At 66.8% G+C, this 19,898-nt stretch carries 20 protein-coding genes and 3 pseudogenes; 13 read left to right on the top strand and 10 right to left on the bottom strand.

Translation table 11 applies throughout. From position 1 onward, the window contains the following. The first annotated feature begins 57 nt into the window (after positions 1-57). Together ACFOPH_RS00115 and ACFOPH_RS00110 are read left to right on the top strand one after the other, a co-directional pair. The gene (locus ACFOPH_RS00115; RefSeq protein ID WP_312550253.1) at positions 58-1,908 is read left to right on the top strand and encodes a CHASE domain-containing protein; all 1,851 of its coding nucleotides are present in this window, start codon (positions 58-60) and stop codon (positions 1,906-1,908) included. Between the two features lie 232 nt (positions 1,909-2,140). Then, positions 2,141-2,998 carry a glycine-rich domain-containing protein-like gene (locus tag ACFOPH_RS00110; RefSeq protein WP_379732727.1) on the top strand — a complete coding sequence of 286 codons (858 nt, stop codon included), beginning with the start codon at positions 2,141-2,143 and terminating at the stop codon, positions 2,996-2,998. Between the two features lie 160 nt (positions 2,999-3,158). Here the strand turns inward: ACFOPH_RS00110 and ACFOPH_RS00105 are convergent, their stop codons facing one another. The 3 genes from ACFOPH_RS00105 to ACFOPH_RS00095 all read right to left on the bottom strand — a co-directional run bounded on the left by ACFOPH_RS00105 (position 3,159) and on the right by ACFOPH_RS00095 (position 4,918). Further along, positions 3,159-3,422, bottom strand: coding sequence for a hypothetical protein (locus ACFOPH_RS00105; RefSeq protein WP_312554394.1), 264 nt, complete (start codon positions 3,420-3,422; stop codon positions 3,159-3,161). A 382-nt stretch (positions 3,423-3,804) separates the two neighbouring features. Beyond that, positions 3,805-4,008, bottom strand: coding sequence for a hypothetical protein (locus ACFOPH_RS00100; protein WP_312554391.1), 204 nt, complete (start codon positions 4,006-4,008; stop codon positions 3,805-3,807). Positions 4,009-4,027: 19 nt separating this feature from the next. Further along, complete coding sequence (locus ACFOPH_RS00095; RefSeq protein ID WP_379732724.1) at positions 4,028-4,918, bottom strand: NAD(P)H-binding protein; 891 nt, start codon at positions 4,916-4,918, stop codon at positions 4,028-4,030. Positions 4,919-5,078: 160 nt separating this feature from the next. On the opposite strand from ACFOPH_RS00095, the gene ACFOPH_RS00090 reads away from it, so the two are divergent. The 3 genes from ACFOPH_RS00090 (at position 5,079) to ACFOPH_RS00080 (ending at position 8,001) form a co-directional block, all read left to right on the top strand. Beyond that, positions 5,079-6,107, top strand: a complete 1,029-nt coding sequence (locus ACFOPH_RS00090; protein ID WP_312552239.1) for a CDP-6-deoxy-delta-3,4-glucoseen reductase — start codon at positions 5,079-5,081, stop codon at positions 6,105-6,107. A 158-nt stretch (positions 6,108-6,265) separates the two neighbouring features. After that, positions 6,266-7,516 carry an MFS transporter gene (locus ACFOPH_RS00085; RefSeq protein WP_379732722.1) on the top strand — a complete coding sequence of 417 codons (1,251 nt, stop codon included), beginning with the start codon at positions 6,266-6,268 and terminating at the stop codon, positions 7,514-7,516. A gap of 107 nt (positions 7,517-7,623) precedes the next feature. Beyond that, the gene (locus tag ACFOPH_RS00080) at positions 7,624-8,001 is read left to right on the top strand and encodes an HPF/RaiA family ribosome-associated protein (protein ID WP_379732720.1); all 378 of its coding nucleotides are present in this window, start codon (positions 7,624-7,626) and stop codon (positions 7,999-8,001) included. A gap of 51 nt (positions 8,002-8,052) precedes the next feature. Here the strand turns inward: ACFOPH_RS00080 and ACFOPH_RS00075 are convergent, their stop codons facing one another. After that, the gene (locus tag ACFOPH_RS00075) at positions 8,053-8,862 is read right to left on the bottom strand and encodes a helical backbone metal receptor (protein WP_379732718.1); all 810 of its coding nucleotides are present in this window, start codon (positions 8,860-8,862) and stop codon (positions 8,053-8,055) included. Between the two features lie 106 nt (positions 8,863-8,968). Here ACFOPH_RS00075 and ACFOPH_RS00070 point away from each other — a divergent pair, with 106 nt between their 5' ends. Both ACFOPH_RS00070 and sbcB read left to right on the top strand, forming a co-directional pair. Beyond that, positions 8,969-9,934, top strand: coding sequence for a GGDEF domain-containing protein (locus ACFOPH_RS00070; RefSeq protein ID WP_312552232.1), 966 nt, complete (start codon positions 8,969-8,971; stop codon positions 9,932-9,934). A gap of 66 nt (positions 9,935-10,000) precedes the next feature. Further along, complete coding sequence (gene sbcB, locus ACFOPH_RS00065) at positions 10,001-11,455, top strand: exodeoxyribonuclease I (RefSeq protein WP_379732716.1); 1,455 nt, start codon at positions 10,001-10,003, stop codon at positions 11,453-11,455. A gap of 240 nt (positions 11,456-11,695) precedes the next feature. Here sbcB and pyrF read toward each other — a convergent pair. After that, positions 11,696-12,515: pseudogene (gene pyrF / locus ACFOPH_RS00060) on the bottom strand (orotidine-5'-phosphate decarboxylase). A 79-nt stretch (positions 12,516-12,594) separates the two neighbouring features. Here pyrF and ACFOPH_RS00055 point away from each other — a divergent pair. The 6 genes and pseudogenes from ACFOPH_RS00055 to ACFOPH_RS00030 all read left to right on the top strand — a co-directional run bounded on the left by ACFOPH_RS00055 (position 12,595) and on the right by ACFOPH_RS00030 (position 16,849). Further along, a complete protein-coding gene (locus tag ACFOPH_RS00055; RefSeq protein ID WP_379732714.1) occupies positions 12,595-13,272 on the top strand; it encodes a LemA family protein in 678 nt (225 codons plus the stop codon). A gap of 12 nt (positions 13,273-13,284) precedes the next feature. Continuing rightward, complete coding sequence (locus ACFOPH_RS00050; protein WP_379732712.1) at positions 13,285-13,821, top strand: TPM domain-containing protein; 537 nt, start codon at positions 13,285-13,287, stop codon at positions 13,819-13,821. Between the two features lie 291 nt (positions 13,822-14,112). Next, positions 14,113-14,544, top strand: a complete 432-nt coding sequence (locus ACFOPH_RS00045; protein ID WP_379732710.1) for a TPM domain-containing protein — start codon at positions 14,113-14,115, stop codon at positions 14,542-14,544. Positions 14,545-14,780: 236 nt separating this feature from the next. Continuing rightward, positions 14,781-15,448 (top strand): annotated as a pseudogene (locus ACFOPH_RS00040) (SDR family NAD(P)-dependent oxidoreductase). Positions 15,449-16,156: 708 nt separating this feature from the next. Beyond that, complete coding sequence (locus ACFOPH_RS00035; RefSeq protein ID WP_379732708.1) at positions 16,157-16,360, top strand: hypothetical protein; 204 nt, start codon at positions 16,157-16,159, stop codon at positions 16,358-16,360. Between the two features lie 90 nt (positions 16,361-16,450). Next, the gene (locus ACFOPH_RS00030; RefSeq protein WP_379732706.1) at positions 16,451-16,849 is read left to right on the top strand and encodes a VanZ family protein; all 399 of its coding nucleotides are present in this window, start codon (positions 16,451-16,453) and stop codon (positions 16,847-16,849) included. 556 nt (positions 16,850-17,405) lie between these two features. On the opposite strand, the gene ACFOPH_RS00025 is transcribed toward ACFOPH_RS00030, so the two are convergent. The 5 genes and pseudogenes from ACFOPH_RS00025 to ACFOPH_RS00005 all read right to left on the bottom strand — a co-directional run bounded on the left by ACFOPH_RS00025 (position 17,406) and on the right by ACFOPH_RS00005 (position 19,429). Beyond that, complete coding sequence (locus ACFOPH_RS00025; protein WP_379732704.1) at positions 17,406-17,567, bottom strand: hypothetical protein; 162 nt, start codon at positions 17,565-17,567, stop codon at positions 17,406-17,408. A gap of 391 nt (positions 17,568-17,958) precedes the next feature. Beyond that, positions 17,959-18,132: a hypothetical protein gene (locus ACFOPH_RS00020; protein ID WP_379732702.1), complete on the bottom strand. Its 174-nt coding sequence runs from the start codon at positions 18,130-18,132 to the stop codon at positions 17,959-17,961. Then, positions 18,108-18,278, bottom strand: coding sequence for a hypothetical protein (locus ACFOPH_RS00015; RefSeq protein WP_379738002.1), 171 nt, complete (start codon positions 18,276-18,278; stop codon positions 18,108-18,110). Before ACFOPH_RS00015 ends, ACFOPH_RS00020 begins: the two co-directional genes overlap by 25 nt. Positions 18,279-18,349: 71 nt before the next feature. Then, positions 18,350-19,032, bottom strand: a pseudogene (locus tag ACFOPH_RS00010) (TraB/GumN family protein); the annotation flags it as partial. Positions 19,033-19,066: 34 nt separating this feature from the next. Next, the gene (locus ACFOPH_RS00005) at positions 19,067-19,429 is read right to left on the bottom strand and encodes a hypothetical protein (RefSeq protein WP_379732700.1); all 363 of its coding nucleotides are present in this window, start codon (positions 19,427-19,429) and stop codon (positions 19,067-19,069) included. Positions 19,430-19,898 lie beyond the last annotated feature (469 nt).

The raw sequence follows: 19,898 nt of genomic DNA, 5'->3' as shown, positions 1-19,898 counted from the left end.
AGGCGTGTCCGTCTGCGCGATTCTGATCGAAATCAAAAATGAAGTAATGAATAACGATTGGGAGCAGAAAAGATGGGGATCGTGGTCGAGTTTGCGCAGAAAATCGCATCGATCAAGCTCGGCTCCTGGCTGGGTGCCCTGCTGTCGCTCGGCGTCGGAACCGGCCTGCACATCAGTACCAGCAGCGCGATCGAGAATGACGCCCACGAACGCTTCCTGCACATGGCGCGCGGTGTCCAGTCGATCCTGGACAGCCGCATCAAGAGCTATGCGGACCTGCTGCGCGGCACCGCCAGCCTGTTTCTCGCGGGCGACGAGGTCACCAGCGAGGAATTCCGCCATTACGTCGCCGGCCTCGACCTGGAAAACCATTTCCCCGGCGTCGAGACGATCAATTTTGCGCGCACCTTCAGCGACGCCGAGCGTCCCGCCGTCGAAGCGCAGCTGCGGCGCGAGCTCGGCGCGAAAGGCATGGATTTCCGCATCCGGCCCGCTGGCCGCCGTCCCGAATACACGGTACTGACCTACATCGAGCCGAGCACGGCGCGCGCCGACCGGGTCGGCATCGACCTGCAGGCGCGGCCCGCGGTCGCCCTGGCGCTGGCGCACTCGCGCGACACCGGCGACGCCTCGACCTCGGGCACGCGGGTGGCGATCAAGCCCCACACCAGCGGACTGGGCATGCGCATGCCGGTCTACCGTCCGGCCATGCCGCTGAACGACGTCGGCCAGCGCCGCGCGGCCTACATCGGCTCGGTCGGCATCGGCTTTAGCGTCTCGCGCCTGGCGCAAGGCGTGCTGGACAACATGCCGAAGCATTCGACCCGGCTGGTCATTTCCGGCTTGAGTCCGGTCGAAGAGCTCGGCGGGCCGCCCGGCGTCTACCAGCGCACCGTGTTCTTCGACAACCAGCCCCAGGCGCGCGAACACGAGCCGGACATGTTCCGCGCCCTGCTGCCGGTGGGTGTGAGCGGACGCGGCTGGGATATCGATTTCCGCGTCGCCAAGCACAGCATGTATTCGGAAATCGACAGCTACCTGCCCTGGGTGGCGATGCTGGCGGGAGCGACCGGTACCGCCCTGCTGTATGCGCTATTCCAGACCCTGAGTTCTTCGCGCCGCCGCGCCATCGGACTGGCCGAGGAAATGACGGAGGAATTGCGCGCCAGCGAAGCGAAGCTGCAGAAGACCAACGACAACCTGCGGCGCCTGGCGGCGCATGCCGAAACCATCAAGGAAAACGAGCGCAAGCGCATCGCGCGCGAGATCCATGACGACCTCGGCCAGAACCTGCTGGCCCTGCGCATCGAGGCCGACTTGCTGGCCTCGCGCACCAGCCGCCGTCACCCGCGCCTGCATGCGCGGGCACGCTGGACGCTCGAGCAGATCGACGCCACCATCAAGAGCGTGCGCCAGATCATCAACGATTTGCGCCCTCACGTACTGGACCTGGGCTTGACCGCCGCGGTCGACTGGCAGATCGCCGAGTTCCAGCGCCGTACCGGGATCGCCTGCGAACTGGTGTCCGACGGCCGCGAATTACATGTGAGCGACCGCTGCGCTACCACCCTGTTCCGCATCCTGCAGGAGTCGTTGACGAACGTTTCGCGCCACGCGCGCGCCACTGCCGTGCGGGTCGAGCTCGCGCTCGACGCGGAGTCGATCTCGATGACGGTCAGCGACAACGGTATCGGACTGGCCAGGAGCGGCAGCCAGAAGCCTGGCTCCTTCGGCCTGGTCGGTATCGAGGAGCGCGTGCGCATCCTCGGCGGCAAATGCCTGATCACCAGCCGGCCGAACGCCGGCACGACAGTCCACGTATCGATCCCGACTGCCGACAACCTGATCTCCGTGTCCCAGCCAGCGCCCACGTCCCCCAGGCCCGCCCAGGTCTTCGAAAGCCTGTAGCGAATTTTGCGACACGCAATTGCTTGACATCACTCAACTTGCGAATAATCAACAATTTCCGCAAGTTTGGGGTAGAGAATGGTCATCAATGTGGTGCGTCAAACCGGGCATTTTTCACTACAGACTGTACTCGACGAGAAGGAGGGCCAAACCATCAGTCAGCACGACTTCGTCATCCTAGGGAACACCAAATCACAATAACGACGCAGTATCCAAAACAAAAGGATGAAACATGAACGCGAATAACGATTTCGAAGCGATCGCCGCCCTGGATTTGAACCCGATTAAAGTCAAGCTGATGCACAAGGAGTCCGGAGAAGGCTGGTCGCTCGAACGGGCGAACGCGACGGAAACCGAATACCGCCGCTTCCTGTACCTGATGAAAGCCTTCCCGAACGAAGAAACGGCGCCGCTGGTGGACGTCGACACTTTCTGGCACTACCACATCCTCGACACCATGAAGTACGCCAGCGACTGCGAACAGGCCTTCGGCTACTTCCTGCATCACTATCCCTACATCGGCCTGCGCGGCGAGGACGACATCGCGGTGCAGGAACAGGCCGGCCAACGCATGCGCGAACTGTACGAGTCGACCTTCGGCGAGCCCTACCTGAAGCAGGCCGACGCCGCCTGGTGCGGCCGCGCGCCCCAGGACGTGGCGAGCGCCGCCGCCCAGGCCGCGTGGTGCGGCCGCGCTCCGGTCACCGCTGCCGAAGGCGCGGGCCAGCCCGCCTGGTGCGGACGCTCGCCCGTCACCGCCATCGCGGCAGCGGTCCGGACCGCATGGTGTGGACGCGCGCCGGAAGCGGCGCAGGAAACCGCGTGGTGCGGTCGCGCACCGGCCGCAGCCGGCGCGAAGAAGACGGCATGGTGCGGCCGTGCTCCGGCCAATACCACCGCCGAAGTACAGACCGCCTGGTGCGGCCGGGCACCGGCCAATACCGCCGTCGAGGCCCAGACCGCCTGGTGTGGCCGGGCGCCTGCGCATACCGCCGCCGAAGTCCAGAGCGCCTGGTGCGGCCGTGCTCCGGCCAATACCGCTGCCGAGGTGCAGACCGCCTGGTGCGGCCGGGCGCCCCTGGCTGCCTGAGCCAGGTCGCGCGGGCCCTGCCGAGGCGGGGCTAGGCAGGGATAGCCGCCGGCGCCGTCTGCCAGGACGGCGCAACGGCGACAGACATGCATGGACATGAAGCATCGGGCATGGCGCACGACCTGCCCTTCATCGAGCCGGCCCCGAGCCGGCTCTTTTTTCAGGCAGCCGACATCTCCGCACCCGGTGCGACCATCAGCGCACGCAGTTCGCGAATGCTGAAATCGCTGATTTCGTGCATGCGCAGCAGGATGGTGGCGCCGATCGGCAGGGTGTTGTGGCGGATCTTGCTGATCACCGGCGGTGCGACTTCCAGCGCGCGCGACAGGGCGGCGTCGTTCTTCAGTTGCAGTTTGGCGATGATGGCGTCGAGGACGCGATTTGGGTCGTAGGCTGAGCCTTCCGGCAGTCTTCTGATAGGCATTTCCGAATTCTTTCTAATTATCACACTCCGTGCGTAATTTCTTACATCTACATTTTGAACGTAAGAAATTGCTTCTGCAGAGCAAAACAGCACCGTTTGTACGGTGATTTTTCAAGCTTGTAATGATAATGGGAAAGTTAGATTTTATTCAAGCAACTGTAGGATTTCCCCTACAGACAGAAGGGAAAATGTGGAAGTTTTCCGACAGACATGGCGTGCGCAGGCCCAGCCTGGCCGCTGATGCGTAGGCACGGCACGGCTGCAACACGAACCGGGTCGATGGAAAGACGGACGCCATGGCGGCGCCGGCCCGGCGCGCGGACGGGCGGAAAAGATGAAATGGAGGCGATGGGGCGGACGCCGGACGGCGCCCGTGGCGGGCTTACTTCTTGCGGCTGGCCTTGAACAGGGCGCGCGCGTCGTCGTGGGCGCGCTCGAGGGTGCGCATCGATTTCTGGTCGTCGTGGGCAATGAAATAGCCCCGCTCCTGGGCATCGACGACGATCTTGATCGCGGCCTCGTCGTCGAGATCGTATTTTTCGACGATCAGGGTCGTCACTTCATCCAGGTATTCTTCGTAGGTCATATCGGTTTCCTTCATGTCGCTATTTTACCAGCCGCCACTGCGCCAGCGCAGCGGCGACGTCCGGGTAGCGCAGGCGCACACCCAGTTCGCCCAGGCGCCCGTTGTCCAGGCGGCGCGACTCCGACATGAAGGACAGCAGCACCGGCGACACCTGTTCGCGCAGGGCGTCGCGCGCCAGGCGCGGCGGGCGCGGCAAGTCGAAGGCGTCGGCCACCGCGTCGAAATAATCGCCCATCCGCATGCGCGTGTCGTCGACCGCGTGGTAGACCCGGTTCGGCAGGCCGCGAAACAGCGCCAGCGCGACAATGCGCGCCAGGTCGTCGGCCTGGATGTGGTTGGTGTAGACGTCGTCCTCAGGCCGCAATGCAGGCGTGCCCTCGCGCAGGCGCTGCAGCGGCAGGCGGTCGAGCGCGTAGATGCCCGGCACGCGCAGGATGGAGAGCTGCCCGCCGGTGCGGCGCGCCCAGGCGCGCAAGGTGCGCTCGGCATCCACCCGGCGCCGGGCGCGGTCGTTCTTCGGCGCCACGCTGCGGGTCTCGTGCACCAGGGCGCCGCCGCAGTCGCCGTACACGCCGGTCGTGCTGACGTAGACCAGGCGCGTGCCCGCCGACAACACCGCGGCCAGGTTGCGCGTGCGCCGGTCGTGAGCGCCGCTGGGCTGGGGCGGCGCCAGGTGGACGACCTGGCGGGCCAGGCCGCGCAGGCGCGCCAGCGTGGCCGGCTGGTCGAGGTCGGCAACGACCGGCACCGCGCCCAGCGCGCGCAGCGCTGCGCAGCGTTCGGGGTCGCGCGTCACGGCGAAGACGCGAAAGCGCCCGGAGAGCAGCGGCAGCAGGCGCATGCCGACGTCGCCGCAGCCGACCAGCAGCAGGCGTGGCCGTTTCAAGGATTTGGTATTCACGGCAGGCATTGTATGCGAGCCGCGCCGAACTGACGGCATGCGCGGAGCGGCCGCGCCTCGGGCGCCCCTCCTGCACGCGCCGTGTAAAATAGCCCACTTCCATTGCAGCGGAATACACATTCCGCTGACTAGCCATCTTTCGCGTTTATTTATCTCCAAGAATCCAAACATGACGTTCCAGATCACTGTCCAGCCCAGCGGCCACCAATTCGCGTGCGAGTCCGACGAAACCGTGCTCGCGGCCGCGATCCGCGCCGGCGTCGGCCTGCCCTACGGCTGCAAGAATGGCGCCTGCGGCTCGTGCAAGGGCAAGGTCGTCGACGGCCTCGTCTCCCACAAGCCGCACCAGCAGCGCGCCCTGAGCGAGCAGGAAAAGCTGCAGGGCTTCTCGCTGTTCTGCTGCGCGGTGCCGGAAGGCGACGTGGTGATCGAGGCGCGCGAGGTCGGCGGCAGCAGCGACTACCCGGTGCGCAAGATGCCGACCCGGGTCCAGAGCATCACCCGCGCCGCGCCGGACGTGGCGATCGTCACCCTGCAATTGCCGGCCAACGAGGCCCTGGCCTACCGCGCCGGCCAGTACGTCGAATTCCTGCTGAAGGACGGCAAGCGCCGCGCCTACAGCATCGCCAGCGCGCCTTCGCTGGAGCGTCCGCTCGAGCTGCACATCCGCCACCTGCCGGGCGGCCTGTTCACCGACCACGTGTTCGGCGCCATGAAGGAGCGCGACATCCTGCGCTTCGAAGGCCCGCTCGGCACCTTCTTCCTGCGTGAAGAATCCGACAAGCCGATCGTGCTGCTGGCCTCGGGCACCGGCTTCGCGCCGGTCAAGGCCCTGGTCGAGCACCTGATGCACCTGAAATCAACTCGTCCGGTACGCCTGTACTGGGGCGGCCGCCGTCCCCAGGACCTGTACATGGACGAGCTGTGCCAGGCCTGGACCACGACCCTGCCCGATTTCCAGTACATCCCGGTCATTTCGGACGCGCTGCCTGAGGACAACTGGACTGGACGCACCGGCTACGTGCACGCCGCCGTCATGCAGGACATCCCGGACCTGTCCGGTTACCAGGTGTATGCCTGCGGCGCGCCGGTGATGGTCGATGCCGCGCGCAGCGAGTACGTGGCGCAGTGCGGCCTGCCGGCGGACGAGTTCTTTGCCGATTCGTTCACGACCGAGGCCGACCTGGCGCAGGGATAAGCCGCGTAGGGTGGGGTCATTGATGCCGGGGGCATCAATGACGTGCCCACGCGTGACGTCCGCGTCATGTTGGCCCCCGCCCACCCGACGCATCATCGGCACCACCGTCCTGATTCAGGCACAATTGGCAACTTCTTGCCAGTAATGTGCTCCCTCCCATGTCCCTGTTGTCCCCAAGCGGCGGCCTCGGCGTCCTGCGCAACCGCAACCTCTCGTTTTACCTGTCCGCCCGTTTCCTCGGCACGCTGGCCGTCCAGATGCAAAGCGTCGCCGTCGGCTGGCAGGTCTACCAGATCACCGGCAGCCTGTTCGACCTCGGCCTGATCGGCCTGGCCCAGTTCGCGCCCTTCCTGGTGCTGATCCTGTGGGCCGGCCACGTGGCCGACCGCCATGACCGGCGCCGCATCATCGTGCTGTGCATGCTGGTGCAGCTGCTGGTCAGCGGCCTGCTGCTGGCCTTTACCTGGAGCGGCAGCAGCGTGGTGTGGCCGGTGTTCGCGGTGCTGGTGCTGTTCGGCAGTGCGCGCGCCTTCATGATGCCGGCCTCGCAGGCGGTGCTGCGCAACCTGGTGCCGGACCAGGATTTCGGCCAGGCCGTCGCCCTCTCCTCCTCGACCTTCCACGTGGCCGTGATCGCCGGTCCGGTGCTGGGCGGCCTGCTGTACGTGTTCGGCCCGACTTTCGTGTACACCGTGTCGGCGCTGCTGCTGGCGGTGTCGGTGACCCTGATGGCCTCGGCGAAGAGCGCGCCCCAGGCGAAGAGCACGCAGCCGGCCAGCTGGCATACCCTGCTCGAGGGCCTGCGCTTCGTCCGCTCGCGCCCGATCGTGCTGGGCGCGATCTCGCTCGACCTGTTCGCGGTGCTGTTCGGCGGCGCCACCGCCCTGCTGCCCGCCTATGCCCACGACGTGCTGCACGCCGGCCCGACGGCGCTCGGCTGGCTGCGCACCGCGCCCGGCGCCGGCGCTGCGCTCTGTTCCATTGCCCTGGCCTTCTTCCCGATCCGGCGCCGCGTCGGCGCCTGGATGTTCGGCGGCGTCGCGCTGTTCGGCCTGGCGGTCCTGACGCTCGGATCGACCAGCCACTTCCCGGTGGCGCTGGGCGCCCTGTTCGTCCTCGGCGCCGGCGACATGGTCAGCGTCTACGTGCGCCACCTGCTGGTGCAGTACGAGACGCCGGACGAGATCCGCGGCCGCGTCAGCGCCGTGAACGCGGTCTTCATCGGCGCGTCCAATGAACTGGGCGAATTCGAGTCGGGCATCACCGCCGGCTGGTTCGGCCTGGTGCGCGCGATCCTGCTCGGCGGCGCGGCGACGCTCGCGGTCACTGGCCTCTGGGCCGTGCTGTTCCCGGTGCTGTCGAAGATGGACCGCTTCCCTCATCACGAGAAGGAAGCGCGGGAGGCGTAAGAAGCGTGAGAAAAGCGCGCGCAAGACCTGAGCGACGCCAGCCGGGCGCGCCGAAAATGGCAAAAAGAGTAAGATCGGCTCCAGAACAGATGAATACGGAGCCACTTATGCAAATCAACGTCAACACCGACCGCACCATCGAGAACCACCAGGGCCTGGACGAACACGTCGAGACCGTCCTGCGCGCCGCCATCGGCCGCTTCGAGGACTACCTGACCGGCGTCGAAGTTCACCTGACCAATGAAAACCGCGAAAAGCATGCCGACGGCGGCAATGGCTGCACGCTGGAAGCACGCGTGCGCGGCTACCAGCCGGTCGTCGTGCGCGAGCACGCCGACGACCTGCGCCAGTCGATCAAGAACGCCAGCGCCAAGCTGGCGCGCGCCCTCGACAGCACCCTCGGCCGCCTGCAGGACAAGGATCGCCACGGCCATGCCGCCCCGGCGGTCGACGCGCTGGCCGACAAGCACCTGACCGATTCCTGATCGCCCGCGACAGATGAGGTCCGCCCGCCCGGCTTCCGGGCGGGCGCCGCTTTAACCCTTGCCCTCGACCATACCCCTCACCTCGCGCAGGTAGCGCAATCCGGCCAGTGCCCGGCTGCCATACCAGGACATCATCTCCCCATCGACCAGGAACACCGGGATGCCGACCTGCTTCTCGAGCGCATCCGCGTGCGCCTGCGTGAAGCGGTAGGGTTCGGTCGACAGCAGCACCGCGTCCAGCCCGGACACGAGCGCGTCGGACCAGGAGAAACGCGGATAACGCGCCTCGCCCAGGTCCGGCACCTTCCACCCCAGCTCGCCGAGCATGCGCGCAATATAGGTGTCGCGCGAAACGCTCATCCACGGATCCTGCCAGATGCAGTACAACACCGTGCGTTCCGGGCCACGCCCCTGCGCCTGCAGCGCCGCATGTTCCGCCTCGAAGGCCGCGCACCAGGCCTCGGCCTGCGCGGTGGCGCCGAAGATGCCGCCCATCAGGCGTGCCAGCGCCAGGTTGTCGCGCGGCGCCAGCGGATGGGTGACGACGATGTTCGGCACGAATCGGGCCAGTTCCTCGACGGTCGGCTTTTCGTTTTCGTCGATATTCACCACCAGGTGGGTCGGCGCCAGCTTGCGGATCTTCTCGACGTTCACGTCCTTGGTGCCGCCCACCTTCGGGATGGCCTGCACGATCTGCGCAGGGTGGATGCAGAAACCGGTGCGGCCGACGACTTGCCCGGCCAGGCCCAGATCGCACAGCAGTTCGGTGATCGAAGGGACGAGCGAAACGATGCGCGCACCGGGCGCGGGAACATGGGCAACGCCGAGCGCGTCGACGAGATGGGTGTGGGATGGATGCATGGCCGCTATTGGAACACCGATGTTTCCGAAACACCAGTCAGACTAGCCACAATCATGGTTTATCATGCAATGTGTATGTCTTAGCCACCACGCGGAGGAGTTCGTCTTGGAACACATCGGTAACTTTGCACAGTCGGGCTACCAGGTCGAGGACCTGCAATTGTTTCGTGGCGCCGACGTGGCCGCCGCGGCGAGCGCGCTCGCCGATTGCGAGGTGGTGCGGGTGAGCGCGGGCGAACCGATCGAGGACACGGTCCGTGCGCGCCTGTACATCGTGCTCTCGGGCATGCTGGAAGTCGAGACCGACGGCCATGCCGGCGCGTCGGACGGCAGCGTCAACCGCATCCTGGCCGGCGAAAGCGTGGGCGAGCAATCGGTGCTGGACGACGCCGTCAACCTCGATGCCGTGCGCGCGGTCGAGGACAGCCACTTGCTGGTGATCGAATCGGACCTGGCCTGGGAACTGATCGACCACTCGAACGCGGTGGCGCGCAACCTGCTGCGCCTGCTGTCCTTCCGCATCCGCGCCGCCAATGCCCTGCTGCGCCGGCGCCAGAAGCTCGGTGAGTTCTACCGCCAATTGTCGCTGAACGACACCCTCACCGGCCTGTACAACCGCACCTGGCTGGCCGACATGCTGCCGAAGCTGGTGGCGCGGGCGCGCACCCAGGGCAGCCCGCTGGCCCTGCTCATGATCGACCTCGACAACTTCAAGAAGTTCAACGACACCCACGGCCACCTGGTCGGCGATGCCGCCCTGTGTGCGGCGGCGAACGTCATCCGCGATGGCCTGCGCCCGTCGGACTTTGCGGTGCGCTATGGCGGCGAGGAACTGCTGGCGGTGCTGCCCGACACCAGCGGCGAGCTGGCGCGGATGGTGGCCGACCGCCTGTGCCAGCAGATGCGCGAGGTCGTGCTGTTCCCCGACATGCGCGTGCCGATGCCGCACCTGACGGCCTGCTTCGGCGTCGCCATGCTCGACCCGAACGGCGACGAGACCGCCCTGATCGAAGCCGCGGACGCCGCCCTCTACCGCGCCAAGGAAGCCGGACGCAATTGCGTGAGCCTGTGAGCCGGGCGGTTGACGGATCGGGGCGGCGCCCCGACAATCCGTGCGGACCCTGACACACGGACTTCGATGAGCACCCACACCTTCCTCTGGCACGACTACGAAACCTTCGGCGCCCAGCCGCGCCGCGACCGCCCGGCGCAGTTCGCGGCGATCCGCACCGATGCCGAACTGAACGAGATCGGCGAGCCGGTCATGCTCTATTGCCAGCCGGCGCACGATTACCTGCCCGATCCGCAGTCCTGCCTGATTACCGGCATCACGCCGCAGCAATGCCTGGAACGGGGCGTGCCCGAGCACGAATTCGCGCGCCAGGTCGAAGCCTCCTTCAGCGAACCCGGCACCATCGGCGTCGGCTACAACACGATCCGCTTCGACGACGAAGTGACGCGCTTCCTGTTCTGGCGCAACCTGATCGATCCGTATGCGCGCGAGTGGCAGAACAATTGCGGGCGCTGGGACCTGCTGGACGTGGTGCGCATGGCCTATGCGCTGCGTCCCGACGGCATCGCGTGGCCGCGCCATCCGGACGGCCGGCCGAGCTTCCGCCTCGAAGACCTGAGCGCCGCCAACGGCCTGGCGCACGAATCGGCGCACGACGCACTGTCGGACGTGCGCGCCACCATCGCCCTGGCGCGCCTGATCCGCAGCAAGCAACCCAAGCTGTTCGATTTCTGCCTGGAACTGCGGCGCAAGGACCGTGTCGCCGAAGAGATGGGCCTGCACCTCGACCCCTCGCTGCGCCAGCCTTTCCTGCACGTGTCGGGCATGTTCCCGGCCGAACAGGGCTGCCTGGCCCTGGTGTGGCCGCTGGCCCAGCATCCGACCAACAAGAACGAGATCCTGGTCTGGGATTGCCGCCACGATCCGTCCGAACTGTTCGGGCTCGACGTCGAGACGATCCGCCTGCGCATGTTCACGCGCAGCAGCGAGCTGCCCGAAGGCGTCACGCGGCTGCCGATCAAAAGCGTGCACCTGAACAAGTCGCCGATGCTGGTCGGCAACCTGAAGACCCTGAGCGTGACGATGGCCGAGCGCTGGGGCATGGATCTCGCGCAGCAGCGCAGCCACGCCCAGCTGGCCCAGGGCGGTCCGAGCATGGCCGCGACCTGGGCCCAGGTGTTCCAGAAGCCGGCGGCGAGCAGCGACACCGAGGTCGACGTCGACGAGGACCTGTACGGCGGCTTCGTCAGCAATGGCGACCGGCGCAAGCTGGAGTCGCTGCGCGGCGAATCGCCCGAGCGCCTGGCGGGCATGCGCCCCTCCTTCGAGGACGAGCGCCTGGCCGACCTCCTGTTCCGCTACCGCGCCCGCAACTTCCCGCACACCCTGAGCGAGGCGGACATGCAGCGCTGGGAAGAACACCGCGCGGCGCGGCTCTACGATGGCGCCGGCAACGCGCGCACGGTGGACCAGCTGTTCGGCGAGATCGATGCGCTGTCGGAGACGGCGGACGAGCGCGCGCAGGAAATCCTGGGGGCGCTGTATGACTACGTGGAGATGATTGCGCCGGAGCGGTATTGAGCTCAGTGCGTGCGGTGTGCGGGCGGCGTGAGGCTGTTGCCTGTTCGGCTAGTGGTTCGCATGATCCGCGTGGGCACAGGTGCCCACCCTACGGGAGGCGTTCCAGGCGAGTTCATACGAAACCCTGGTAGAGCTCGCCAATAGCGTCTCCCGTAGGGTGGGCTCTCGAGCCCACGCGGATTCAAAAGACCGCTAACGGCCCACGCAACAGCGCCACATGCTTCGAGACGGGAAACCCAATCACCCCCGATACCGATTGATCTCGTCCCGCGTTTCCTGCGCCACGCGCCGCGCCGCCGCCGCGAAATCCTCGCCCTCCTGCGGCGCCGCGTACAGGATCGCGCGCGACGAATTGATCATCATCCGGCCCCGTTCGCGGTCCGCCCGAACGCACGGTCGCGGCCACGTCCCCGCCCTGGGCGCCGATGCCCGGCACCAGCAATGGCATGTCGCCGACCAGCGCGCGCACCTGGGCCAGCTCTTCCGGGAAGGTCGCGCCCACCACCAGCGCGCATTGGCCGTTGCGGTTCCACTTCTCCGCCACCAGGCGCGCCACGTGCTGGTACAGCGGCTGGCCGCCGACGTCGAGGAACTGCAGGTCCGAGCCGCCCGCGTTCGAGGTGCGGCACAGCACGATCACGCCGCGGTCGGCCCACTCCATGTAGGGCTCGACCGAATCGAAGCCCATGTAGGGATTGACCGTCACCGCGTCCGCGCCGTAGCGGTCGAACGCCTCGCGCGCGTACTGGCGGGCGGTGGCGCCGATGTCGCCGCGCTTGGCGTCGAGGATCAGCGGGATGTGCGGATAGGTCTCGCGCAGGTAGCGGCAGATCTCTTCGAGCTGGTCTTCCGCGCCGAGCGCGGCGAAGTAGGCGATCTGGGGCTTGAAGGCGCATGCCAAATCGGCGGTAGCGTCGATGATCGCCTTGCAGAAGCGGACAATGCCGTCCGGCGTATCCTTCAGGTGCGCGGGAAAGCGCGCCAGGTCGGGGTCCAGCCCCACGCACAGCAGCGAATCGTTGCGGGTCCAGGCTGCGGTTAGCTTATTGATGAAATTCACGTCGGGCCCTTGTAACAGTGTCATTGCAAACCCAATATTGTACCCGTCGGCCGCACCGCAGCCTCCGCCGGGCACGGCCGTGCGACTGGCAAATATGGTCTTGGGGTATTTTTATTCATTCGACAACTCGTATGGACAAGAACATGATGACGTCTTCCCTCTTCTCGCGCTGGGCCCGCATCCTGGCCGCGCCCTGCTGGCCGGTTCGCTGCTCTCGGGCTGCGGCTACAACGAATTCCAGACCAAGGACGAGGCCACCAAGGCGGCCTGGGGCGAAGTCGTCAACCAGTACCAGCGCCGCGCCGACCTGATCCCGAACCTGGTGAACACGGTCAAGGGCTATGCCTCGCACGAACGCGAGACCCTGGAAGCGGTCACGCGCGCGCGCGCCGCCGCGACCAGCTTCCAGATCACGCCGGAAGTGCTGAACAATCCGGAAGCCTTCCAGAAATTCCAGCAGGTGCAGGGCGAACTGTCGGGCGCGCTGTCGCGCCTGATGGCCGTGTCCGAGAAATACCCCGACCTGAAGGCCGATACCAGCTTCCGCGACCTGCAGTCGCAGCTGGAAGGCACCGAGAACCGCATCACGGTGGCGCGTCAGCGCTACATCGCCTCGGTCCAGGACTACAACGTCACCGTGCGCAAGTTCCCGACCAACCTGACGGCCATGATGTTCGGCTACGAAGCCAAGCCTTCGTTCACGGTCGAGAACGAAAAAGCGATCTCGACCGCGCCGACGGTCGACTTCGGCAAATAAGGCCGGCACGCGATGACGATCCTGCGCACGCTGTGGTTGTATGTGCTGGCCACTACGCTGGCCTGCATGCTGGCCGGACCGGCCCAGGCGCAGCTGAAGGAAGTGCCGCCCCTGGCCGGCCATGTGACCGACGAAGCCGGCATGCTCGACGCCAGCCAGCACCAGCGCCTGGAGGCGGTACTTGCCGATTACGAGGCGAAAACCGGCAGCCAGATCGCCGTATTGCTGGTGAAGTCGACCGAGCCGGAAGCGATCGAGCAGTTCGGCATTCGCGTGGCGGACGCCTGGAAGCTGGGCCGCAAGGGCGTGGACGACGGCGTGCTGCTGCTGGTCGCGCGCGACAATCCGAGCTCGCTGCGGCGCCTGCGCATCGAGGCCGGACGCGGCGTGCAGGGCGTGCTGACCGACGCCCAGAGCAAGCGCATCCTGCAGGACACGATCGCGCCGCATTTTCGGCAAAACCATTACTACGAGGGCCTGGTCGCAGGCGTGGGCGCCATTGCCACGCTGCTGAACCGGAGCGATTTCCCGCGCCGGCCCAGCAGGTAGCGCCGGCGGGGAACAACGACGATGGAGGCGGGGTCGGTATGTTCGGTATCCTGATGTTGGTATTCGGCTTCATGCTGGTGCGCTCGATGTTCCGCCCGCGCCGCACGCGCCTGTCGCGCGGCGGCTGGGGCAGCGGCGCCACCGGTTTCATCCTCGGCAATATCATCGGCAACATGGGCCGGGCGGCGGTGGCGGCTTCGGCGGCTTTTCGGGCGGCGGCGGATTCGGCGGGGGCGGCTTCTCCGCGGCGGCGGCACCTTCGACGGCGGCGGCGCGCTCGGGAGACTGGTAATGACGAAAGCAACGCAAGGATCGTTCGGCGAACGCCTGGGACGCGTGCTGCGCCACTGGCGAAGCACCAAGGCCGCCGCGCAGCGCGCCTTCCCGGATGAAACCCTCACCGCCGTGGCCGAGGCCATCACCGCCGGCGAACGCACCCACCGCGGCGAAGTGCGCTTCATCGTCGAGAAAGCCCTGCCCACCGACGAGATCTGGGACGGCGTGACCAACCGCCAGCGCGCCCTCGCCCTGTTCGCCGACTATGGCGTCTGGGACACCGAGGACAATTGCGGCGTGCTGATCTACGTGAACCTGGCCGACCACAAGGTCGACATCGTGGCCGACCGCGGCATCGACCGCAGGATCGACGCCGCCACCTGGCAAGGCGTGTGCCGCACCATGACCGAGGGCTTCCGGCGCGGCGATTTCCACCAGGCTCGCTGACCGCGATCGAGCAGGTCAATTCGCTGCTGCGCGAACACTTCCCGGCCAACGGCGAGCGCTCCAACGAACTGCCCGACAATCCGATCATGATCTGAGGGGACGGGCAGTACAATCATGGCTTTCTGAATCCGTGAAAGACCAGCCATGAAACTTGCCAACAAGACCGCCCTCGTGACCGGCGCCAGCCAGCATCGGCCTGGCCTGCCCAGCGCCTGGTGCGCGAAGGCGCGCGCGTGATGCTGGCCGACGTGCGTCCGGAAGGCGCGGCTGCGGCCGCGGCCCTGGGCGACGCCGCCCGCTTCTTTTGTGCCGACGTCAGCCAGAAGTCCGATGTCGACGCCCTGTTCGCCGCCACCATCGAGGCCTTCGGCCACATCGACTCCTGGTCAACAATGCCGGCGTGACCCATGCCGCCGACTTCCTCGACCTGCTTGAAGAAGACTTCGACCGCGTGCTGCGCATTAACCTGAAATCGATGTTCCTGTGCAGCCAGGCGGCGGCGCGCGACATGGTCAAGCGCAACAGCGGCTGCATTATCAACATGTCGAGCGTGAACGCGGAACTGGTGATCCCGAACCAGGTGCCCTACGTGGTATCGAAGGGCGGCGTCAACCAGCTCACCGCGTGGCCGCGATCAGTTTGGCGCAGCACGGCATCCGCGTGAACGCGATCGGCCCCGGCACCATCCTCACCGAGCTGGCCAAGCAGGCCGTGCTGGGCAGTCCGGAAGCGCGTCACACCATCCTCTCGCGCACACCCGCTGGGCCGTTGCGGCGAGCCCGAGGAAGTGGCCGCGATCGCCGCTTTCCTGGCCAGCGACGATGCGTCCTACATCACCGGCCAGACCCTGTGCGCCGACGGCGGACGCATGCCGCTGAACTATACGGTGCCGGTACGCGACTGATCCTTTTATGGAAACAAGCAGTGCAACCCAACAATATTCACACTGCGCATGTCAGGTATCTGTATTTGCAATTAGACATATATATCGCAACGCAGCATAATGCACCTGTCTCCACTATTCTCCTCCAAGAAAATAGTTTTAAGCCCGCGCAAACAGCGGGCTTTTTTTTTGCCCATATCGTTCGTCTTCCTCAAACAACTGGTTCCCGTAGCACGGACAACCCAGCATACGTGCTCGACCATTCCTCTAGCGGACCGTTCAGTTCATCGCGTCGTTGCTTGCGCTGTGTCATGCCTGCGTCACAAACCCTGCCTATACTGAATTCATCTGCAGTACACGCAACCGATATGCGTGATTGCAGACCGGTGTGGCGCCCCGCGCGTCGCACACCCACCGAACATCGTCTCTTGGCCCGATCTTGGGTTTGCCCGCCACTTCTCTCCTGGCGGGCATTTTTTTGTGGGCTTCCGAGGCGAAGTCCCGACCGAGACCTTGCACACCGTGGGCATTTGACTATGATGAAGTTCGCACGTGTCGTCGGTGCGCTTCGCGCGTATCGGCAACGCACGCTGCCATGCCAACCAGACAGAAGGGAGCCGGACCGATGAGTTTTCAACATCCTGACAAGCATACCCCTCAGCCTTCTCCAGCCGCCGTTGCCATGACGGCGCCGACAACCTGATTCTCCGCGAGCTGAACCCGTTGGTCGTGATCGACCACCTGGACGGCGAGCAGGTTCCCCTGACCCTCCTGACCTTCGGCAGCGTGCGCGAAATCTGTCCCAAGTGCCAACGCTGCAACCTGAAACTCGTGTTGCCCAGACCTCGGTACGCTTGGCCCACTTTCTGCGCCGAGTGCGAAAGCTGCTTCGACGCCCAGTACGCCAACGGCGAGCCCGCGCTGAGCATCTGAGCTTCGCTCCCCTCGTTACCGTCCAGCGGCGATCGTGCGGATGCGCGGTCGCGGGCATGGTATGGTTGACATTTTGCCAGCTTGTCGACCATGCCTCCCGTCCTGTACTTCCTCCTTCTCGACCCGCGCCTGCGCAAGTTGCGCTATGGCTGTGCGATCGCGATGTTCGCCGCCATCGTGGTCGCCGGCTCGATTCCCGGCGCCCGCGCCGATGTCGGCCAGTATGCGTCGGGACTGGTCCTGCACTCGGCCGCCTATGCGACCCCTGGCCCTGCTGTGTTCACGGCCGGACGCGGCAGCGCCGCCGCACGCAGCCGCTCGAGCGTGGCCGCGATCGCCGTAATGGGCGCCATCGACGAGCTGGTCCAGAGCTTCTTCCCCTACCGCGGTGCCGACGTGCACGACTGGCTGGTCGACTGCAGCGCCGCCGTCGTCGCCTGCGCGATCCTGTGGATGGTCCTGCCCAGGGCCGAGCTGGAACGCGGCTGAGCCGCCGGAAACACTTGAGTTTCGCCCTTCTCGTATGGCTTGATTTGGCTCAGTGCCAACTCGGGTCAGCTGGAACGTCGTGCCCGTTTGCGCCTCTTACCCGAGTGGCAGACGACATCGTCACGCATACCCACTGACAAAATCCAACGAAGGAGTCGATCATGAAGCAAAAACAACAGAGCGTGGTCCTGCGGGCTTCCTGGCCATAGCGCTTGGCCTGGCCGGCTGTTCCAGCATGGCATGGGCGCGGTGGCGAAGGCGCCAGCGGCAGCTCGACAGCGGAGCGACGGCACAGCGGCCCGGCGGCATGTCGGGCACCGGCGAAGGCACCGGCACGAGCGGCTCGGGAGGCCGGGCGGCGGCTCCTCGGGGTCTCGGGGTCCTCGGGGTCCTCGGGTTCCTCGGTTCCTCGGGCTCTTCAGGCACGTCGGGTTCCTCGGGTACGTCCGGAACCTCTGGCACCTCGGCATCGCGCTACGACCAGTCCGGCTCCTCGGGCAGCTCCGGCACCAGCGGCACCAGCGCACCTCAGGCAGTTCCGGCACCTCGAGAGCGGCTACGACCAGTCCAGCACCTCCGGCAGCTCGGGCACCGGGCCCACGGGCAGCATGGGCGAAGCCGGCGCAGCTGGCGCCACCAGCGATTCCGCCACCGGCAGCGCCCAGGGCAGCACCAGCGCCGGCAGCGCCACCGCGGCGAGCGCGAGCCCGAACGCCACCGTGGGTCTCGATCGAAACCGTGCCGCGGCCGGCCAGCGGCATCAGCGGCGCCGGCGCCGGGGCCCGCGGCGGTCGGCGGCAGCGCCAGCGGCTCGATAGACTCGGAACCGCGTCTACCGCGTTACCCTGCGCATGGACGACGGCAGCACCGAGATCGTCACCCAGGAGACCACTCCCGCCTTTCGCAGCGGCGACCGCGTGACCATCAGCGGCGGCGCCATCCAGTAGTGAGGGCATGGCGCGGCCACAGCCCGGGCCAAGGTTCGGGCCAGGTCCAAGCCATGCGTCGGAAGCGTTTCCGTGTGACGCAGGAAGGGCCTCGCGGACGGCGATGCGGGCACGTGGAAAGCACGGGGGGAGCCGACCCGCAGTGGGCAAGGGTCCGCACACTCAACGCGCCGGCACGCAGCCCTCCGCGGTCCGCTCAATACACCCTTTCGACCAGGTAACCGCGTTGCGCGAGCAAGGCGGCAGCCCGTTGTCGCCCAGCAGGTGCAACAAGCCGACGCCCACGAAGATCACGCCACCGCTGTGGGTCATCAAGTCGTCGATGTGGGTGGCCATGTCCGCGTTGCGCCGCCCAGGAGCTTGCGCCGTGTGAAGTCGGCAATCGTCGTGCCGCCTGCCGTTGCCTCCGCGAGCAGCGCGTCGAGCGCGGCGGGCTCGCCCTTGCGCCAGGCTTCGATGATCCGCCCCGCCTTGCGCAGCACGCTGCCATCGCCAGTCCGTCGAGCGTCTCGCGCAGGTAACGCTCGGATTCGATGTCGTTCATGCTGTCGAACAATGCCAGCTGGGTATCGGCGCTCTCGAGCTGGACGACCTTGATGCCGCGCCGGCGCGCCTGCGTCAGCAGCTTTTCCTCGACGCCTTCGCTGCGGCGAAAGCCTTCGCGCTCGAGCCGCATGCTCAGCAGCAGGTTGGCGATCAGCCAGGGTTTCAGGTGGCCATGCTGGCCACGCTGACGCCTTCCGCGTGCAGGGCGTCGCTCAAGCGCGCCAGGGTGTCCGGCGCCAGGCGCTTGCGATGTTGCCGCCGTCGGGATAGCGCCATGCCTGCGACCGCCTGCGTAAAGGACTCGTTCGCGCCCGTGTCGAGCTCGACCACCAGGTGATCGGCGCCGGCCAGCACGCGCTGCGCTTCCGGCGCCAGCGGATAGAACGACGATTGACCGACGTGGACGGTGCCGAACAGATAGGCCCCCGGCCATGGCCGCTGATCCGATGAAGCCGCCCTGGTGGCGGCCCGCACCGGCGCCGGCCCGTCGGCATCTGCGCAGTGTCGGCATCGCGGGGCGGCATCTCGCTCGACGCGAGAGGTATTCGAGCGGCGACTCAAGCGGCGACTCGGGCATCGCTGCAAGCGTGCCGGCCTGTGGCGCCTGGAGCGGCGCCATGGCCAGCAGCGCAGCGAGCAAGCGCGCCGGCAGGGCCGCCGGGCGCCGCCACCATGCTCGCCACGCCCCATGATGCATCCCCCGGCAAGCCCGTCCGCAAGGTCCTCAGGCGAGCGCCGGCCTGGCCACCTGCGCGCTGGCGGCTTCCTCGTCGCCCTGCGCGGCCTGGCATAGGCGCGGCGTCGAGCAGGGCCGCCATCGCCTGGGCCGTGCGCTCCACACGAGGCCCCGCGCCACCTGCTCGCGCATTGCCGCCGCCTTGGCCTCGCGGTCGGACGGTGCGAGCGCGAGCCGCGGCGGCGCAGGCCGCCCCGAATGCATCGGCGCCGTCGGCGATCGCCACCATCCCGCCGTAGGGTCCCACCACGTCCGCGATCGGGTGCTGACGATGGGCAGCTCGGCAGCCATGTACTCGAGCACCTTGGTCGGGCTGATGAAGCGGGTCGCCTCGTTGATCGCGAACGGCATTCAGGCACACGTCCCAGCCTGCGAGGAAGGCCGGCAGGTCGGCGTAGTCCCTGGCCGAGGTAATGGATGTTCGGCCGGCGCGGCAGGTCGTCCTCGTTGATCTTCACCACCGGTCCACCAGCCACCACTCCAGTCGGGATGGCGTCGGCCAGCGCCCCACCAGCTCGAGTCGACGCGCTCGTCGATGACCCCCGTAGAAGCCGAGCCGCGGATGGGGGATGGCCTCCTGCGCCGGATGACTGCCATGGCGCCTTGCGCCTGGCGGAAGTGCTCGACATCGACGCTGCTCGGAAGCATGCACTGCTCGGATGGCGTGGCGCTTGGCCTCGTACAGGCTGGGCCCGCCGCGAACACCAGGTCGGCCAGTTGAGCAGCGCCGACTCGCCGCTGCAGCAGCTGGCGCGGCGCCTTCTTGAACGAAGCCAGCTCGTCCATGCAGTCGTAGACCACCAGGCGCGGATCGAGCTCC

Source organism: Massilia haematophila (assembly GCF_042647645.1).
In the GTDB taxonomy this organism is placed as follows: Bacteria; Pseudomonadota; Gammaproteobacteria; order Burkholderiales; family Burkholderiaceae_D; genus Telluria; species Telluria haematophila.
Note: the sequence above shows the minus strand (reverse complement) of the source record. Positions and strands in the feature narration are given on the sequence as shown.

Coding starts and splice junctions, on each gene's coding strand:
- ACFOPH_RS00110 (WP_379732727.1), top strand. CDS start 2,141: ATGAACGCGAATAACGATTTCGAAGCGATCGCCGCCCTGGATTTGAAC.
- ACFOPH_RS00105 (WP_312554394.1), bottom strand. CDS start 3,422: ATGCCTATCAGAAGACTGCCGGAAGGCTCAGCCTACGACCCAAATCGC.
- ACFOPH_RS00100 (WP_312554391.1), bottom strand. CDS start 4,008: ATGACCTACGAAGAATACCTGGATGAAGTGACGACCCTGATCGTCGAA.
- ACFOPH_RS00095 (WP_379732724.1), bottom strand. CDS start 4,918: ATGCCTGCCGTGAATACCAAATCCTTGAAACGGCCACGCCTGCTGCTG.
- ACFOPH_RS00090 (WP_312552239.1), top strand. CDS start 5,079: ATGACGTTCCAGATCACTGTCCAGCCCAGCGGCCACCAATTCGCGTGC.
- ACFOPH_RS00085 (WP_379732722.1), top strand. CDS start 6,266: ATGTCCCTGTTGTCCCCAAGCGGCGGCCTCGGCGTCCTGCGCAACCGC.
- ACFOPH_RS00080 (WP_379732720.1), top strand. CDS start 7,624: ATGCAAATCAACGTCAACACCGACCGCACCATCGAGAACCACCAGGGC.
- ACFOPH_RS00075 (WP_379732718.1), bottom strand. CDS start 8,862: ATGCATCCATCCCACACCCATCTCGTCGACGCGCTCGGCGTTGCCCAT.
- sbcB (WP_379732716.1), top strand. CDS start 10,001: ATGAGCACCCACACCTTCCTCTGGCACGACTACGAAACCTTCGGCGCC.
- ACFOPH_RS00050 (WP_379732712.1), top strand. CDS start 13,285: ATGACGATCCTGCGCACGCTGTGGTTGTATGTGCTGGCCACTACGCTG.
- ACFOPH_RS00045 (WP_379732710.1), top strand. CDS start 14,113: ATGACGAAAGCAACGCAAGGATCGTTCGGCGAACGCCTGGGACGCGTG.
- ACFOPH_RS00030 (WP_379732706.1), top strand. CDS start 16,451: ATGCCTCCCGTCCTGTACTTCCTCCTTCTCGACCCGCGCCTGCGCAAG.
- ACFOPH_RS00020 (WP_379732702.1), bottom strand. CDS start 18,132: ATGGCCACCCACATCGACGACTTGATGACCCACAGCGGTGGCGTGATC.
- ACFOPH_RS00005 (WP_379732700.1), bottom strand. CDS start 19,429: ATGCCGTTCGCGATCAACGAGGCGACCCGCTTCATCAGCCCGACCAAG.